9 protein-coding genes are annotated in these 17,917 nt (G+C 70.0%); 4 read left to right on the forward strand and 5 right to left on the reverse strand.

The window, feature by feature from the left end:
* Positions 1-24: 24 nt before the first annotated feature.
* Entirely contained in the window at positions 25-1,677 is a 1,653-nt protein-coding gene (locus O2L52_RS07320; RefSeq protein WP_270114703.1) for an AbfB domain-containing protein, read from the reverse strand.
* Positions 1,678-1,932: 255 nt separating this feature from the next.
* Positions 1,933-2,802, reverse strand: coding sequence for a class I SAM-dependent methyltransferase (locus O2L52_RS07325; protein ID WP_270114704.1), 870 nt, complete (start codon positions 2,800-2,802; stop codon positions 1,933-1,935).
* Between the two features lie 68 nt (positions 2,803-2,870).
* On the opposite strand from O2L52_RS07325, the gene O2L52_RS07330 reads away from it, so the two are divergent.
* Both O2L52_RS07330 and O2L52_RS07335 read left to right on the forward strand, forming a co-directional pair.
* Entirely contained in the window at positions 2,871-3,485 is a 615-nt protein-coding gene (locus tag O2L52_RS07330) for a TetR/AcrR family transcriptional regulator (protein WP_270114705.1), read from the forward strand.
* 87 nt (positions 3,486-3,572) lie between these two features.
* Positions 3,573-4,550, forward strand: a complete 978-nt coding sequence (locus O2L52_RS07335; RefSeq protein WP_270114706.1) for an aldo/keto reductase — start codon at positions 3,573-3,575, stop codon at positions 4,548-4,550.
* A gap of 199 nt (positions 4,551-4,749) precedes the next feature.
* Here O2L52_RS07335 and O2L52_RS07340 read toward each other — a convergent pair whose 3' ends face one another.
* Together O2L52_RS07340 and O2L52_RS07345 are read right to left on the reverse strand one after the other, a co-directional pair.
* The gene (locus tag O2L52_RS07340; RefSeq protein WP_270114707.1) at positions 4,750-5,112 is read right to left on the reverse strand and encodes an Imm51 family immunity protein; all 363 of its coding nucleotides are present in this window, start codon (positions 5,110-5,112) and stop codon (positions 4,750-4,752) included.
* 51 nt (positions 5,113-5,163) lie between these two features.
* Complete coding sequence (locus tag O2L52_RS07345; RefSeq protein WP_270114708.1) at positions 5,164-6,723, reverse strand: SDR family oxidoreductase; 1,560 nt, start codon at positions 6,721-6,723, stop codon at positions 5,164-5,166.
* A 192-nt stretch (positions 6,724-6,915) separates the two neighbouring features.
* Between O2L52_RS07345 and O2L52_RS07350 the strand changes: the two genes are divergently transcribed.
* Positions 6,916-9,204, forward strand: coding sequence for a protein kinase domain-containing protein (locus O2L52_RS07350; RefSeq protein WP_270114709.1), 2,289 nt, complete (start codon positions 6,916-6,918; stop codon positions 9,202-9,204).
* 50 nt (positions 9,205-9,254) lie between these two features.
* Here O2L52_RS07350 and pulA read toward each other — a convergent pair whose 3' ends face one another.
* Positions 9,255-14,897 (reverse strand): pullulanase-type alpha-1,6-glucosidase, encoded by a 5,643-nt coding sequence (gene pulA / locus O2L52_RS07355; protein WP_270114710.1) that lies wholly within the window; start codon positions 14,895-14,897, stop codon positions 9,255-9,257.
* A 334-nt stretch (positions 14,898-15,231) separates the two neighbouring features.
* On the opposite strand from pulA, the gene O2L52_RS07360 reads away from it, so the two are divergent.
* The gene (locus O2L52_RS07360) at positions 15,232-17,880 is read left to right on the forward strand and encodes an alpha-amylase family glycosyl hydrolase (RefSeq protein WP_270114711.1); all 2,649 of its coding nucleotides are present in this window, start codon (positions 15,232-15,234) and stop codon (positions 17,878-17,880) included.
* Positions 17,881-17,917 lie beyond the last annotated feature (37 nt).

Here is a 17,917-nt window from a genome sequence, read left to right on the forward strand (position 1 = left end):
TCACCGGGCCCGACCGCGGCCGGTTCAGCTCGTGATGCGGAAGGTCGCGTCGGCGCGGGCGGTCGCGTCGCCGATCGGGTCGAGCCGCAGCAGGTAGTCGTGGTGGCGGAGGTACCGGTCGGGGTGGCTGTGGGACCGGAACGAGGCCAACGAGCCGTCGGCCAGGCCGGCCACCCGGTGGAAGGTGGCGTCGGCGGCGAACCTCGAGGAGCCGTGGTTCGGGTCCAGCCGGAAGTCGTAGTCGTAGTGGCGCAGGTAGTAGCCGGGGACGTTCGCCGCCTCGAACGAGACGCCGGCCGAGTCGGCCAGGCCGGGCACGAGCCGGAACTGCGCGTCCGCGGCCGGGCTGATCGAGGCGTCCAGGCGGACGTCGTAGTTGACGTGCCGCACGTACCGGTCGGTGGCGTTGTAGGTCTGGAGCCGGTTGAGCGCGACCGGCTTCCGGTCCTGGACGTAGGCGAGGGTGCCCCAGCCGAGCGAGTCGAAGCCCCCGGAGTTGGGGCCGTAGTCGCCTCCGCCGCCTTCGGGCCGGATCTTGCCGAGCATCTCCCGCACGTTCGGCATCGCGCGGCCGAACCTGCCGTAGTAGTGGGAGTAGACCAGCTCCCACACCGGCCGCGCCTGGCCCCGGCCGCCCTCGCTGATCACGGCCTGCTCGTTGTAGGCGCAGTTGTGGCCGTTGTACCAGGTGAACTTCGTGTAGGGCACACTGTGCCCGTTGTTGTACCGGGCCACGTACTCGGCAGCCTTCGCGAAGGCGTGGTCGCGGGCGGAGTAGAGGTCGACGCCTTGGTTCCAGGCCATCTCCATGAACTCGGCCATCAAGCCGACGCCCATCATCGTGTGCGCCTGGTCGCGGCCGGACTCCTGCCACTGGGCGAGGTCGCCGTGGATGAAGGGGATGACGTGCTCGATCGAGCCCTGGCCCTTGCCGTTCCAGAAGTACTCGATCGCCTCGTCGACCTTGGCGCGGTCGTCGTTGAAGATGCCGATGGCGAGGATCGCCGCCATGTTGCACAGGTCCCAGTTGGCCCAGTAGTGGCCGTCGCAGGTCCCGTGGCGGCGGACGAGGAAGTCGTTGTTCAACGGGTAGAAGACGTTGGCGAGCATCGACTGGAACCGGGCCCGGTCGAATCCGGATTCGCCGCGCACGAGCTCGGCGGCGTTGGCCGCCTGGTAGCCGTAGATCCCGGCCGCCAGGGAGGCCTCGGTCCATCCGCCGATCTCCTTCAGGGTCCCGGACCAGGCGTTGAGGATCCTGACCGCCGCGTCGCGGTGGGCGGTGTCGCCGCCGATTTTCCAGCGCAGCCCGTTCTGGTAGGCCGCGTGCATGTCGTTCATGAGCAGCGCGTAGTTCTCGGGGTCGGTGCCGTTGTCGCCGCGGATGATCCGCTCGACCGGACGTGGGTTCCAGGTCGAGGCGGAGTGCGAGTTCGCGACGAGCCGGTTCCAGCCGGCGAGCCACGGCTCCCGGTTCCCCTGGACGGCGGTCCGCATCCGGTCGAAGTCGTCCGCCTGGATCAGCAGCCCCGGGTGCGAGAAGGACTGGGCCTGGGCGGTGCCGAGACCGGTGGCTCCGGCGGCGGCGAGGCCGCCCGCGACGAGCGCCCCTCGGAGGAGGTTCCGCCGCCCGAGGTTCGGGCCGCGGCGTGGATCGGTCTGGTGCTGGTCGGGCATGGTGCTCCTTTGCGCCATGCGGTGTGCGACGCCGGGGAAACGCCACCGCGTTCTCTAGTCCGGGCGGCGCGTTCTCGCGTCGTCCAGCTTAGAGAACGGTATCTCAAGATACTCACACATTTCAATACCTGCGCTGATATTCATCAGATGTCTGTCATCAATATGCCTGCAACCTGGACTTTGCCTCGACGTCCTTCGCTCGAACCAGGCTGCCGCGCTACAGATAACGATTTCTACCGATGCTCTTGACGCAACCTAGACCGCCGCCTTCGCCGCCGTGACGACCATTGTGGAGTATTCCATCACGAATGCGCCGCCGAGCGCGTCGATCGCGGCGCCGGTCTTCGCGAGGAGACGGTCCACCTGGTCCGGCGGGATCCGGGCGAAGCCGCCGGAGGTCGGGAGCTGGTCGAGCCATCCGGCGGTGGTGTACGTCCGCTGCCAGTCGAACCTCCACTGCTCCGGCTCAGTGAAGGCACCCGATTCGCGGATGCCGTCCTCGGCGCGCCGGGCGAGCATCCCGTAGCCCTCCATCGCGGGGCGCTTCCAGACATCGGGGATCGAGTCCGGGAGGATCCCGCGGGACACTTCTGAGAACATCGCCGCGATCGCGGGCGGCGGCTGGAACACGTTCCAGCACAGGGCGATCCGGCCGTTCGCGGCCAAGACTTCGGCCGCTTTCACGGCCCCCGCCACCGGGTCGATCCAGTGCCAGGTCTGGGCGGCGACGACCGTGTCGAAGACGCGGCCCCGGGGGTTCCAGTCCTCGAACTTCGCGATCTCGACGTCGATGCCGTTGCGGCGGGCGATCTGGGCCATCCGGTCGTCGACGTCGACGCCGAGCACGTCGCATCCGCGGGCCTTGAACAGCCGGGCGGCGATACCGGTGCCGATGCCGACGTCGAGCACGTCCGTTCCGGGACTGGCGGCGACGATCGCCTCGACCATCGCGTCGGGGTACGTGGGCCGCGCGCGGTCGTAGCGCTCGGCGTCGGCCCCGAAGGAGCCTGCCGCGCCGCGGAGCTGGCGCTCGGTCTCGCGGAAGCGTCGTTCGTCGTCGGAGGAGGAGGCCTTGGTGCGGGCGGAGACTGGAGTCCCGTCGCCCTGCGGCGGTATAGTGACCATGCGCCCACTATAAATGGGCGCTTGCCCACTAGTCAATGTTCCACCGCTGCGAAAAGGACGGGACCGCCATGCCCACCGGAGTGCCCATGGGCGATGCGCGGCAGCGGCTCTTCGACGCCGCCGACCGGCTTTTGCTCCAAGGCGGGCCGAGTGCGCTGACCAGCCGCGCCGTCACCGACGAAGCAGGCACCGCGAAAGGCGTGCTGCACCGGCACTTCGCGGACTTCGACGACTTCCTCGCGGAGTTCGTGCTCGACCGGGCGCACCGCATGGACGAGCGCGCCGCGGCGTTGCGGGAGTCGGCCGGGGGCGGGACCGTCGTCGACAACCTCACCGAGACCCTGTCGGCCCTGTTCGGGTCGGTCGCGGTCGGGATCGTCGCGCTCGTGACGTTCCGGGACGGCCTGCGCTCGCGACTGCGGGAGACCTGGCCCGCGGGCGTGCCGGTGCTGACCGACGCGGTCGAGATGATCGCGGATTACCTTGCGGCCGAGCGTGAACTGGGCCGCCTGGCACCCGATGCCGTACCCGAAGGGCTTGCCCCGATGCTCGTGGGCACCGCGCACCTGCTGTTCGCCGACCGCACGGGGGCGCCCCCGACCCGGGAGGCCCTGCGGAACGCGGTCGCGTCGGTCGTGGGCGGTGCCATGGCGGAGCGGCCTCAGGCGAGCGGGAACTCGTAGGCGGACACCGCGGCCGGAGCGTGAGCCGCCCTCGGAAAGCGCCATCAGCGCGGCGTTAGGATGAGGCCCGAACCGCCTGGAGGAAGCATGGAGTACACCCAGCTGGGCCGCGCCGGCGTCAAGGTCTCGAGGATCGTCCTCGGCACCATGAACTTCGGCCCCGCCACCGACGAGGACGAAGCGCACCGGATCATGGACCGGGCGCTCGAGCTCGGCGTCAACTTCTTCGACACCGCGAACGTCTACGGCCACAAGCCGAACCAGGGCTGGACCGAGGAGATCATCGGCCGCTGGCTCGCCGCCCGCCCCGAGGCCCGCGACCGGATCGTGCTGGCCACCAAGGTCTACGGCGAGATGCTCAAGGACGACCCGAACGCCCGCGGGCTCTCGGCGTACCACATCCGCGCCCAGATCGAGGCCTCCCTGCGGCGCCTCCAGACCGACCGGATCGACCTGTACCAGTTCCACCACATCGACCGCACGGTCCAGTGGGAGGAGATCTGGCAGGCGATCGACGTCCTGGTCGCCCAGGGCAAGGTCGTCTACACCGGCTCGTCGAACTTCGCGGGCTGGACGATCGCGCAGGCCAACGAGCAGGCGGCGAAGCGCGGCGGGCTCGGACTGGTCTCGGAGCAGTCCATCTACAGCCTCGTCAACCGCCACATCGAGCTCGAGGTGATCCCGGCGGCCCAGCACTACGGCCTCGGCGTCATCCCCTGGTCGCCGCTCGCGGGCGGACTCCTCGGCGGCGTTCTCGGCAAGGCCGCCGAATCCGGCCGCCGGGCGGGCCCGCACATGGCCGCCGCGATCGAGAAGCACCGCTCGGAACTCGAGCAGTACGAGGCCCTCGCCGCGTCGAAGGGCATCGCCCCGGCGATCCTCGGCCTGGCCTGGATCCTGCACCAGCCGGGGGTGACCGGCCCGATCATCGGCCCGCGCACCCTCTCGCAGCTCGAGGACGCCGTCGCGGCCCTCGAAGTCGAACTGAGCGAGACCGAACTGAAGACCCTGGACGAACTGTTCCCCGGCCCCGGCGGCGCGGCCCCCGAGGCCTACGCCTGGTAGTCACTGCAGAGCGCAAGGTGCACCCCGGGGCCGCGGCCCCGGGGTGCACTGCGTTCAGACGGTCAAAGGTTCAGACGTTCAATGGCTCGGTCGTTCAAGTGGCTCAGTTCTTCAAAAGCTCAGTCGTGTAGTGGCTCAGTCGTTCAATGGCTCAGTCGTTTAGTAGCTCAGTCGTTCAATGGCTCAGTCGTCTAGTGGCTCAGTCGAAGAGGTCGTGCTCGGCGGCGACGGCCAGCGCCTCGACCAGTTGCACCGGGCGCTCGATCAGTGATTCGAGGGTGGTCGCGACCTCGCCGAGGGCCTCGCGGTCGGTGCCGTAGGCGCAGAACATGCCCGCCTCGCAGTCGAACGAGAAGCGCTCCAGGAGCGAGGCGCGTTCGAGCAGCGCGGCGTGCACCGCCGACTGCCAGTCGTACCCGGAGCCCTCGAGGCCGTGGGCGGTGAACACTTCCCGCAGGTGGGTGTCGGCCGGACCGCCGGGGCTGTAGATCACCGAGTCGCTGGTCTCGCCCTCGACGAACGTGACGTTGGGGAAGCGCGTGAATTCGGATGGTTCTGACATGCCCGTGAGGGTACTGGGAGCCACCGACAGCGCCGCCCGAGCGTCGGTCGGTCAGCGCCCGGCGGGCGGGGGCCCGCCGCGCTCGCTCTCGGCCAGGGCGACGATCCGCCGGGCCATGCCGGAGAAGACCAGGCCGTGGAACGGCAGCACCGCGAGCCAGTAGAGGCGTCCGGAGAGGCCGCGCGGGAAGTACACGGCCCGCTGGCGGTACCGGGTGCGGGCGTTCGCTTCGCAGGAGAGGTCGAGCCAGGCCAGGCCGGGCAGGCGCATCTCGGCCCGCAGGCGCAGCAGCCGGCCGGGGTCGCACACTTCCACCCGCCAGAAGTCGATCGCGTCGCCGACCCGCGGCTCCGAGCGGCTGCGGCGCCCGCGTCTGAGGCCGACGCCGCCGAACGCGCGGTCGGCCCAGCCGCGGAGCGACCACAGGACCGGCGTCGAGTACCAGCCGTTCTCGCCGCCGATGCCCGCGATGACCCGCCACAGGGCTTCGGGGCTCGCGGTCGTCTCGATGGTGCGCGCATCCGTGTAGACGACCCGCCCGGCCCATTCGGGGTCGCTGGGCAGCGGGTCGCTCGGCGCCTGCGCCACGGTGGCATCGGCCCAGCTCGTCTCGACCCGGTCGAGCTCGATTCTGCTGAGCGCGAGCCGCAGCGCCTCGTCGTACGGGGTGAGGCCGCCGGGCGGCGGCGGGATGAACGCGTCGACGCGGTGGTCGTGCATCACGCAGTCGTGCTGGAGGGACTCGACGAGCGGGCGCGCGAGGCTGCTCGGCACCGGGGTCACGAGGCCGACCCAGTGCGACGCGAGGCGCGGGGTGAGCACCGGCAGGGCCCAGATCCGGCGGCGCGGCAGACCGGCGATGCGGGCGTAGCGGTTCATCATCTCGTCGTAGCGCAGCACGTCGGGTCCGCCGATGTCGAAGGCGCCGGTGACGTCCTCGTCGAGTTGCAGTGCGCGCAGCAGGTAGTGAAGGACGTCGCGAATGGCTATGGGCTGGATGCGGTTGCGGACCCAGCGGGGTGCGGTCATGACCGGCAGCACCTCGGTGAGGTGCCGGATCATCTCGAACGACGCCGACCCCGATCCGATGACGACTCCCGCCTGGAAGACCACTGCGGGCACACCGGACCGCTCGAGGATCTCGCCCACTTCGCGGCGCGACGCCAGGTGGGCGGAGAGGGCGCCCGATCGCGGGGAGAGGCCGCCGAGGTAGACCAGGCGCCGTACGCCGGCGGCCTTGGCGGTGCGGGCGACGTTGCGGGCGATCGCGCGGTCGAGGCGCTGGAAGTCGCTGTGGCCGGTCATCGAGTGGACCAGGTGGTACACGTACTGGACGCCGTCCATCGCCCGGCGCATCGCCTCCGGGTCGGCGGCGTCGCCCTGCACCACCTCGACGGTGTCCGTCCTCGCGAAGCCGCGTGCCCGTTCCGGGCTCCTGGTGAGCACGCGCACCCGGTACCCGGCGTTCAGGAGCCGCGGCAGCAGGCGCCCGCCGATGTACCCGGTGGCGCCGAGGAGCAGCACGAGCGGGGCGGGGGCCCGGTCCGGCGACCGGCGATAGAGCGGCTCGGCGCCGCTCGGCGCCGTCACGTCCGATCGCGAATCGCCCATGCCCGCCCTCTGCCTTCGCCCTGCTGAAGTCCCGCTCCGGTCACGTTCCCGCTCAAGCCTCGCATGTCAGCGACGCACCGGCCTCTGAAACGCCGCCGGACCGCGGAGCCGTGACGCATGAATGACGGATCTGTGCCCGCGTGCGTAGCCTCGTTGCAAGATTCGGCTCCGTCCACCCCTCGGAGGTTCTTTGTGCCCAAGCCGACCGAACTCCTCACCGCCGCCCTCTCCGCCCTCGCCACCGAAACCGAAGCCGATGACGCGCTGGCCGCGATCGACGGCTGGAAGCCCGTCGACTGGCGGAGGGCGCTCCTGGACCTGCCGCTCGACGAACGCGGCTACTACGAGCGGTTCGAAGTGGACCACCGCGCGGCGATAGCCCGACTGTGGGACTGGTGGGGCAAGGCGCGCGAGGACGACCCGCGGTTGCGCCCGGAGACTGTGGGCTGCTTCGGCTTCTACCTGCTCATGGTGGTCGCGATCCACTGCTCCGAGCGGGCGCGGTTCCACGGCGACTCGGACGTGGTCGTCGACGTCGGCGGCCGGCCGGTCCCCGCGGCGGCGATCTCGGCCGAGCTCGTCGAGGACGACTGGGTGCGGCGCGCGATCGAGCAGCTCTACGACCCGAAATTCGGCCGTGCGCGCAGCGGCGACGGCTCCGAGGCCAAGCAGGCCCGCAAGGGCTGGCAGAAGATCGATTTCGGCTCGCTCCGGTTCCACCGGCACGGCACGACCTCGATCATCCTGCGCGGGAGGAGTGCGCGGCCCGAGGACAGCCCGAGCCTCGAGATCGCGTTCAAGTGCCTCATCTACCCGTACCAGCGGCAGGCACCGATCGCCATGGCCACCAGGTCCTACGCGAGCGATTACAGTGCCTTCACCGCCGACGACTCGCCGATGGCCGGCGTGTGGGCCAGCCATGAGAGCTGGATCCTGATGTCGTTCCTCCCCGGGCAGACGCTGGCCGAGCGCCTCCGGTCCCGCCCGAAGGTCCCGCCCTCGGCCCGCAAGGTCACCATCAGGCAGATCGACATCGAAGAGCTCGACCGGCTCGGCGGCGCGCTCCTGTACGCCCTGTCCGAAATGGAGAAGCTGGGCTGCCGCCACCAGGACCTGGCGCCGTCGAACATCATCGTCCAGGACCGCGGCGACCGCGTCCAGATCCGCTTCATCGACCTGGGCGTGAACCACCTCTACACCAGGACGCTGCCCGGGGAGCCGCTCGGCGAGGCGAAGTACGCGGCGCCCGAGGTGCGCCGCGTCGGCCGGGGCAACGGCGAAGCGGACCTGTACTCGCTGGGCCGGCTGCTGCTGGCGATCAGCGGCGCCGAGCTCCAGCCCGACGGCAGCCTGCCCAACCACACCTACGTGCTCTCGATCGGCATGGCGCGCCTGATCGAGGACCTGGTGGACGCCCGTCCCGGCTACCGCCTCCTGGTCACCCCGATCGACCCCGGCCGCAGCCGCCTCGACCAGGTCTCAGAGGTCTTCCGCCGGGAGATGGAACTCATCCGGGAGTCGGCGCGCCTCGCGCCGGAGGGCGCGCTCGAGAAGCTCCGCAGCCACTCCCCCGGCGCCGGGACGGTGTCGCGCCAGGGCCGCATCATGCGGGTGCGCAAGCGCCAGTCCGGCGACTCCCCGCATCTGCGCCAGGCCCAGCGCCTCCAGCGGTGGGCCTGGGTGGCCGCGGTCCTGGTGTGGGCGACCGCGGCGCTCGTCGTGACCTGGTGGGCCGAGGACCTGGGCATCAGCTGGCAGGCGAAGTGGATCGAGATGGTCAACAACGTGCTCGCCAAGGCCGGGACGGACGTCAAGCCGTTCACGGCGATGCGCCTGCACGGCTACGACATGCCGGACCCGATGGGGAACCTCCCCGCGCGGATCGTCGGCGCCTCGTTCGCGCTGGTGAACGCCCGGCTGTACTTGAACCTCTTCGCGGAGCTCTCACCGCTCTCGCAGCTGCCGAGGGCCGGCCGGCAGCGGCTCCTGACGATCGCGACCGAGGTCGGCCTGCGGTCCATGGCGGTGCTGCCGTCGTTGAGCGTCATCGTGCCGACGCTGTTCCAAGGGGACTGGTGGACGATCTCCACGCAGCTGTCGCTGATCTGGACGGCGGTCGTGTTCAGCGTCTTCATCGCGTTCGAACGGGACACGCACCGCAGAGCCAGGGCCGAAGGGCTCTCGACGGTGCCGGAGCTCGAGTTCCCCCCGGGGCGGCTGGCGCGGTGGCGGCCGACGCTGATCCTCTACTGCGTCGGGGCGCTCGGCATGGGGACGCTGATCATGCTCGGCCTGGTGCAGGACGTCCTCGTCTACGCGTGCTTCGTGACCGCGATCAACCTGTCGATCTACTACTTCAAGAGCGCCGGCTCCGACGCGCCCCGCGTGCGCACCGAGCTCTCCCGCGCCTTTCTGGCGGCCGAACGCCTCGACCACCTGAAGGCCCGACGCGCCTCCGAAGAAGCGGCGGCGAAGTCCTGATCGAACGGCGGTGTGCCGCCGGGCGCTGCCCGGCGGCACACCGTCATGCCTCAGCTCGTGAACACCGCGACGGTTCGGCCCGGCACGGTGAACGTGCCGGTCGTGTCGTCGAATCCGGCTTCGGCCATGGCCGGGTCCGCCGAGTCCTGGAGGACGGGGTGGAGCGCCGAGCCGGAACCTGCCGCGTCCGCGACGGTCTGGGTGACCGCCTCAGGACCGGCGTTGAACACCACGGTGACCGCGTCGAAGGCGTCGTCGAGGCCGTCGAGGTCGATGCGCATGGTGATCACGCCGGGCGCCTCGGCCTCGGTTCCCGAGAGCGGGAAGGAGACCCGCTCGCCTACCGTGGCCGCGTCACCGAGGTTGAACGCGCTGGTGGAGGCCGAGATCTGGAGCAGCTCGAGGTACCGCTGGTTCGCGAGCTCGATGTCGGCGCAGGTCGGCTGCGGGACCGATGCGATGGCGTCCTCGGCGTACGGCCACTTGGCCTCCGAGGTCCACTGCGGCGGCAGGCCCGCCCCGAACCCGTTGCTGGTGGGACCGAAGCCCGCGGTGCCCTCGCAGTTCCAGCGGATGACGTTGAACCAGTCGCCGGAGTCGTACGAGTCCCGGTCGAGGGATTTCGAGCGGAGCAGTTCCGAACCGGCCGTGGAGAACCCGGTGCCCTGGCTGAGCACCGCCGCGGCCATCGAGAGGACCTGCATCTGCGCCCGCTCGGTCCCGGTCACCTCGTCGAGCTTGTAGGCCAAGGCGTCGAACAGGATCTCGTTGTCGTGGGCGTCCACATAGTTCACCGCTTCGCCGGGCTGGGCGGTGTACCCGGCACCGGTGCCGTTGTAGTCGAGTTCGGCGCCGGTGGTCGCGGTGCCGTCCGAGGCGGTGAACGCGTAGTCGGCGAGGTTGCCGACCAGGCCGAGCTTCGTGAGGTCCTGGGCGTGCATGAGCGCCGCCAGCTCCTCGTCCGTGGCCTGGCCGTCGTTGTCGTCGGTCCAGGCGCCGGAGCCGAAGCCCTGAGTGGTCGGGTCCTCGTCGAACGGGCCGCCGCCGCGCACGGCGTCGCGCATCCGGTCGTTGAACGTGCCGATCCCGGTGCCCGCCATGTTGACCTGCGTGGCCTGCTCGAAGAGGGCGTCGTTCGCGACCTCGCCGAAGTTCCACCCCTCGCCGTACAAGAGCAGGTCGTCGTCCAGGGCGGCCTGCACCGCGAGGAGGTTCGACTTCGGGTGGTGGCCCATGAGGTCGAAGCGGAAGCCGTCCACATGGTAGGCGTCCTGCCAGAGCTCGGTCGACTCCACGATGAACTTGTCGAACATCGGCCGCTCGGTGGCGGTGTTCGCGCAGCACGTCGAGGTCTGCACGTCGCCGTTCGCGTCGAGCCGGTGGTAGTAGCCGGGCACGATCCGGTCGAGCACCGACTTGTCGGCGGTGCCCGAGGCGGCCGTGTGGTTGTAGACCACGTCGTTCACCACGCGCAGACCGAGCTCGTGCATGGCCTGCACCATCTCCCGGTACTCCAGGATCCGCTGCGCCCCATCGGCTTCGGTCGCGTACGAGCCTTCGGGCGTGTTGAAGTGCAGCGGGTCGTAGCCCCAGTTGAACGCGTCCTCGGAGCGCACGGCGCCGATGCAGGCCTGCTGCTCGGTCGAGTTCGCGGCCATCAGGTCCAGGTCGCAGTCCGCAGTGGCCTGGTTCGTCTCGGGGATCGAGGCGATGTCGAACGTGGGCAGCAGGTGCACGTGGGTGAGCCCGGCCTCGGCCAGCTCGGCGAGGTGCCGGACCGAGGTCGAATCCTCCTGTGTGAACGCCGCATAAGTGCCGCGCACCTCCTCGTCCATCGACTCGTCGGCGATCGAGAAGTCCCTGACGTGCAGCTCCCACACCTGCGCCGCGGTCGGGTCGACCTCGGCGGGCGCCTCCTCCTGCTTCCAGCCGTCGGGCCGCAGGTCCGCGGCGTCGAGGTCGACGATCTGGCTGTGCGTCGAGTCCGCCGCGAGCGAGAGCGAGTACGGGTCGGTCACCGAGTACGACTCGACCGCCTGGCTCGCAGGGTGCCAGACCTCGACGGCGAACCGGTAGTACTTGCGGTCCCATCCCTTGGCGCCCTTGACGGACCAGACCCCGGTGCGCTCGGAGAAGTCCATCTCGTGCACGCTCGGCTCGGTGTCCTCGGGCGAGTCGAACAGCTCGAGCGAGACCGACTGCGCCGAAGGGGCCCAGAGCGAGAGGGTCGGCTTCTTGCCCTTCCAGTTCACGCCGAGGTCGGCGTTCAGCGCGTCGTCGTAGACCGCGTCGATCGCTCCGGCGGTCTGCACCGCCGTGGCGTACCAGGGCGTCCCGGTGTGGTCGCGTTCGACCGCGACGAGCTGCCCCCGCAGGGCCTCCCGGATCGCGTCGCCGTCGGCGTCGACCTTGAACGCCCGGTAGTCCCAGTACTGCGGCCAGGCCCGCCGCTGCGCCTCGGTCAGGCCGCCCGCTGCGGTGAGCGGGAGGGTGTCGAAGTTCCCGGTCAGCGCCCCGTCCGCGGCCGCGATGGAGCCGTCGGCGCTCGACAGCAGTTCGAAGATCCTGCCGTCGGTGGCCTCCACGTTCATCGCGACCGTGTCGGCGTCGAGCCAGATCGCCTGCTCCGCAGCGAGATCGAGGTCCTGGGAACGACCGGTCGAGGCACCGGCCGGACGGACGTATCCGTCCGTGGCGGCGGTGACCCACACTTCCTGGCCGTACTCGGCGAAGTCGAGCCGCTGGTCGGCGGGGAGGTCCTTCTCGTCGCCGCGGTGGAGGATGTAGGAGAGCGCCTCGGCGCCCTCGGCGAGGTCCACTTCGTACACGGCACCGAACGAGTCGATGCGCGCGGGTTCGATCCCGGCGTTCCAGTCGGTCGGGTCGGCCGCGCCCTCCCAGGTGTGGAGGGTCCAGCCGTCGAGGTCGCCATCGGGGCGCTGGTAGTGGATGACGGCCTTGCCGTCGGCGGCGGCCTGCGAGGCGTGCGCCCCGGCCGCGGTCACCCAGGTCTCGCCGAGCGCGGAGGGCCGCAGCACGATGTCGGAGCCGTAGAGCTTCGTGTCCCCTGAGTGGACGATCATGCCGAGGTCGGCGCCGACGTCGTCGACGGGCACGTGCCAGTAGCGGCCCCAGTCGTCGGTCCCGTCGGGCGGGCGCGGTGCGTCCCATTCGGTCGCAACGCCGTCGGCGAGCGCGTCGCCCCACAGGTGCAGGCCCCAGTCGGTGCCGTCCTCCGGAGCATGGACGGTGACGTACCCGTTGGCCTCGGCGAGCGAGTGCGCGACGTCGCCGGACCCGGCGCTGAGCCAGATCTCGGGCGTGGCGCTCGGATCGAAGGTCCGGTCCGAGGCGTAGTCCTTGTTGCCGGCCCCGTCGATGACGAGGTAGCCGACGGAGCCGGCGTCCTCGGCGAGCTTGAGCGGCGCGAACGACCCGTAGGAGTCCTCGCCGGCGAAGGCGTTCGACTCGGGCCAGGTGGTCTGCGACTCCTCGGCGATGTCGCCCCAGGCGTACAGGCCCCACTGGGCCGGGTCGCCGTCATAGTGGACGTTGGCCCAGCTCAGCGAACCGCCCGCCTGCTCGGGCGTGGCGACGGTCGTGGCCGCCTCGGCGGAGGCGGTGCGGCCCTCGCGGTCGAGGATCACGGCCTTGAACTCGACTGACGCGCCGCCGGCGAGGCCCGCGAGGTCGTAGGCGATGCGGTGGTCGGGGCCGGGCGAGGTGCCGGCGTAGACCCAGTCGCCGCCGTCCACGGAGGCCGCGAAGGCGACGCGAGCGAGCGGATCGCCCGAGACGCCTGCGGAGACGTAAGCGGTGGTGGCCGATTCGGCCTCCACGGTGAGGCTCACCGAGGGCGCGTCACCGGTGTCGATCGTGCTGTCCGCCTTGAAGACCACGGCCGAGAGCGGCGGCACGGTGATCTGGGCGGCGCCGTCGGCGGCCTCGATCGAGCCGTCGCCGTACACCGGAGTGAACGTGTCGGAGTAGGTTTCGAGCGCGACGGTCTGCGCTTCGGTCGAGTTCGACACGGCCACCAGGTACTCGGTGCCCGCGCCGGAGGCGATGCGCGAGAAGGCGAAGACGCCGTTCTCGGCCGCGCGGGTCACCTGGACGCCGCTCGCGAGGGCCGGGTGCGCTTCGCGCAGCTGGGAGAGTTCCGCGATGGCCTGGTAGATCGGGTGCCCGGTGTCGAAGTTGTCGACGGCGTGGGTCGCGTCGGTGCCGATGAGCTCGTCGTCCAGGTACTCCTCGACCTGGGAGGCGAACATGGTCTGGCGCGAGTAGTCGTCGCCGCCCGATCCGGTGAAGCCCTGCTCGTCGCCGTAGTAGACGACCGGCTGGCCGCGGGTGAGGAACATGAGCTGCTGCGCGAGGATCGCGCGGTCGGTCCAGGTGGCCTCGTCCGTCGACTCCACGATGGTGCGGCCGACCCGGCCGATGTCGTGGTTCGAGACGAACGTGGGCATCGCCAGCGCGTCAGTGCCGTCCGAAGTGAACAGCGCGTCGGAGGCGTACAGCTGGGAGAGCCCTTCGGCCCCGGCGGCTCCGGTCGCGAAACCGCCTGCGGCGCCGTGGAACCCGAAGTCGAGCACGGCGTCCAGCCCGCCTTGGCGCACATAGGAGCTGGCCAGGTTCGGGTCGCCGGAGTAGACCTCGCCGAACGCGAAGAAGTCGATCCCCTTCGCGTCGGCCGCCTCGCGGATCCCCGTGAGGAACTGCGGCCAGAACTCGAGGTTCACGTGCTTCACGGTGTCGAGCCGGAACCCGTCGACCCCGGACTCGGCGATCCAGTCCGAGTAGACGTCGATCCAGCCGTCCACGACCTCCGGGCGCTCGGTCCACAGGTCGTCCAGGCCCGAGAAGTCGCCGTACGTCGAGGACTCGCCGGTGTAGGTCGAGTCGCCCCGGTTGTGGTACATCGTCGGGTCGTTCAGCCAGGCCGGGGATTTCAGCTCGGCCTCGTCGTCCTCGAGCACCGGGGTGTAGGCCGAGGAGTCGGCCGTGACCGCGGGGAACTCGTCGGACTCGGCGTAGTCGGCATCCTCGAACGGTCGCCCATCGGCGTCGGCGTAAGGCGAGTCGGCCTTCTCCACATAGGCGTTCGAGCCCTCGGCGTACTCCACCGCGTCGGCGGTGTGGTTCACGACGATGTCCAGGTAGACCTCGATGCCGCGGTCGTGGGCGGCGCCGATGAGGCTCTGGAGTTCGGCGTCGTCGCCCAGATGCGGGTCCACGGCGGTGAAGTCGGTGCCCCAGTAGCCGTGGTATCCGGCGCCGGTCCAGTTGTCGGTGACCTGCACGGGCTGGTTCACGACGACCGGGGTCAGCCAGATCGCGGTGGTGCCGAGCCCTTCGATGTAGTCGAGCCGCTGCTCGACCCCGGCGAGGTCGCCGCCCTGGTAGAACATGCGCTTCGTGGGGTCGTAGCCGTGGGCGGGGGCGTCGCCCTCGAGCCCGCCGGTGTTGTTCGACGGGTCGCCGTCGGCGAAGCGGTCGGTCATGACGAAGTAGAACTGCTCGGCGTGCTCGGCGGCGTCGTCGAAGCCGGCCTGGGCCAGCGCGGCCAGCTGGGCATCGGTGGGCTCGTCGCTCCACGAGCCGTCGCCGGGCGGCCGGTCGGGGGTGGTGCAGGCGGTCAGTACCAGGGCGGAGCCCAGCACTCCCGCCGCGATGCGGGCGGTACGCGGCATTGCGCTTCTTCCTCCGGGGTTGAACGGGGGTACGGGGCGCGGCGTGTCCGGTGGCGGGACGCGCACCCCGTGTGCGCAAGAACATACCACTGATGAAATTTCCTTACAACATCTTGGCAATTCATTGCCCGGGTTCGCGGGGCGCGGACCTGGGTCCAACGAGGGAAACCCGGTGTCAGCTTCTCCTGCGCCGCAGTCAAGCGACATCCAGACATGGCTATATGTACGGATACTGTGCTATGGTCTGACTGTTTCTTGCAAGACCTGCAAGAACAGTCTGGGCAACGGCAAGGTGCAACGCGATCAATCACCATGCCCTCGCAGGAGCTTCAACATGACACGCGGACCCCGCCCCCGTTCCCGGCTGCTCGCCGCCGTCCTCGCCACGGCGGCAGTGCTCTTGGCGCTGCTGGCCGTGCCCGCCTCCGCCGCGGCCGCCGGCACCGCCACGATCTACTACCGCGCCGCCTCGGCCTGGAGCAGCGTCAACATCCACTACGCACTGACCGGCGGCGCGTGGACCACCGTGCCCGGGGTCCCCATGACCGCCGCCTGCCCCGGCTGGTACGCCCGCACCATCGACCTCGGCACCGCCACCGGTCTCACCGCCGCGTTCAACAACGGCGGCGGCATCTGGGACAACAACGGCGCCGCCGACTACGCCATCGGCTCGGGCGTCACCGTCGTGTCCGACAGCGAGGCGACGGCGAACGCGCCCGACCCATGCGCGAGCGCCGAACCCGACACCGCCGCCCCGACCGCGCCGCGGGACCTGACCGCAACGGTCAACGCCACCACCGTGATCCTGGGCTGGACCGCGTCCACTGACGACGTCGGCGTCGCCGGGTACCGCCTGACCCGCACCTCCGCTGAAGGCACCGTCACCCGCACCACGACCGCCACCCAGTTCGCCGACGCGAACCTCGACCCCGAGACCGAGTACACCTACGCCGTCACGGCCTACGACGCGGTCGGGAACGTCTCGGCGGCCTCCGCCTCGGTCGCGGCCACCACCGGCGAGGCCCCGCCGACCTCGGCCGGCGGCGAGATGCTCGGCGGCGACCCCCGCCAGGACCCGATCTACTTCGCCATGACCGCCCGCTTCTACGACGGCGACGAGTCGAACAACCGCGGCGGCGCCAAGCACGAGACCTCCGGGAACGCCGAATACGACGACCCGATGTTCCGCGGCGACTTCTCCGGGCTCATCGAGCGGCTCGACTACATCAAGGGCCTCGGCTTCTCGGCCGTGTGGATCACCCCGGTCGTGCTCAACCGCTCGGACTACGACTACCACGGTTACCACGGATACGACTTCTACGAGATCGACGCGCGCCTGGAGTCCGAGGGCGCGTCCTATCAGGACCTCATCGACACCGCGCACGCCAAGGGCATGAAGATCTACCAGGACGTCGTCCTCAACCACTCCTCCCGCTGGGGCGCGGTCGGCCTGGAGACCCCGAAGGTCTACGGCGTCCAGGACGCGCAGTGGGGCGACTTCTACGACACGCCGAACCCCGGTTTCACCTACGACGGCCTCGCGGTCGAACCGAACTCCGGGCGCTCCCACTACAACGGCGACCTGTGGTCCACTTCCGAGCCCGCCGGCAACACCTGCCGCAACTGGGGCCGGTTCACCGGCAACTACAGCGCCGAGGGCTGGAAGGTCTACCACTGCCAGTGGCCCAGTCCGACCTCCGGCATGTTCTCCGCCGAGCACTTCCACCAGTGCTGGATCGGCAACTGGGAGGGCGAGGACGCCCGCTCCTGCTGGATCCACGAGGACCTCGCCGACTTCAACACCGAGAACGAAGCGGTCCAGGAGTACCTGATCGGCGCGTACGAGCAGTACATCGACATGGGCGTTGACGGCTTCCGCGTCGACACCGCCGTCCACATCCCCCGCGTCACCTGGAACCGCGTCTTCCTGCCCGCCCTCCAGGAGCACCTGGTGGCCAAGTACGGCGAGGAGAAGGCGCAGGACTTCTACATCTTCGGCGAGGTCGCCGCGTTCGTCCACGACCGCTGGAACCGCGGCTCGGTCAACCACTCCGCCCAGTTCTACACCTGGCAGGAGCGCCGCGAATACGCCGCGGACGACGTCGCCGCCGCCCTCGAGCAGTACGACTGGGAGAACGCCCAGGGCACCGAGAACCAGCCCACCAGCGACAACGCGTTCCTCGACGGCAACGCCTACCACGAGCCCGACCACTCGCGGTTCTCCGGCATGAACATCATCGACATGCGCATGCACATGAACTTCGGGGAGGCGGGCAACGCGTTCTACAACGGCAAGGACTCCGACGCGTGGGTGAACGACGCCACGTACAACGCCGTCTACGTCGACTCGCACGACTACGGCCCCAACAAGTCGAGCACCCGCTACGCCGGCGGCACCGACGCCTGGGCCGAGAACATGAACCTCATGTGGACCTTCCGCGGCATTCCCACCCTCTACTACGGATCGGAGGTCGAGTTCCAGGCCGGCGTGAAGATCGACTGCGGCCCCACCTGCCCGCTCGCGGAGACCGGCCGCGCCTACTACGGCGACAACCTCGAAGGCACCCTGGAGGTGAGCGATTTCAGCCAGGTCGAATCCGCCACCGGCGCCATCGCCACCACCATGGAGCAGCCGCTGGTCCAGCACCTCCAGCGCCTCAACGAGATCCGCCGCGCCGTCCCCGCACTCACCATGGGCCAGTACTCGACCGAGGGCATCAGCGGCGGCATCGCCTTCAAACGCCGCTACACCGACGCCACGACCGACAGCTTCGCCCTGGTCGCGATCACGAGTTCGGCGACGTTCACCTCGATCCCCAACGGCACCTACACGGACGCCGTCACCGGCGAGGTCAGGACCGTCACGAACGGGACGCTGACCGCCACCGTCTCCGGGAAGGGCGACATGGCCGTGTGGGTCCTCGACACCGCCCTCACCGACGCGCCCGGCCAGATCGGCGCCGACGGGCCCTACCTCTCCTGAGCCTTGCCACCCAGAATGACCGGGCCGGTCACGCGGC

The organism is Glycomyces algeriensis, from assembly GCF_027622855.1.
In the GTDB taxonomy this organism is placed as follows: Bacteria; Actinomycetota; Actinomycetes; order Mycobacteriales; family Micromonosporaceae; genus Glycomyces; species Glycomyces algeriensis.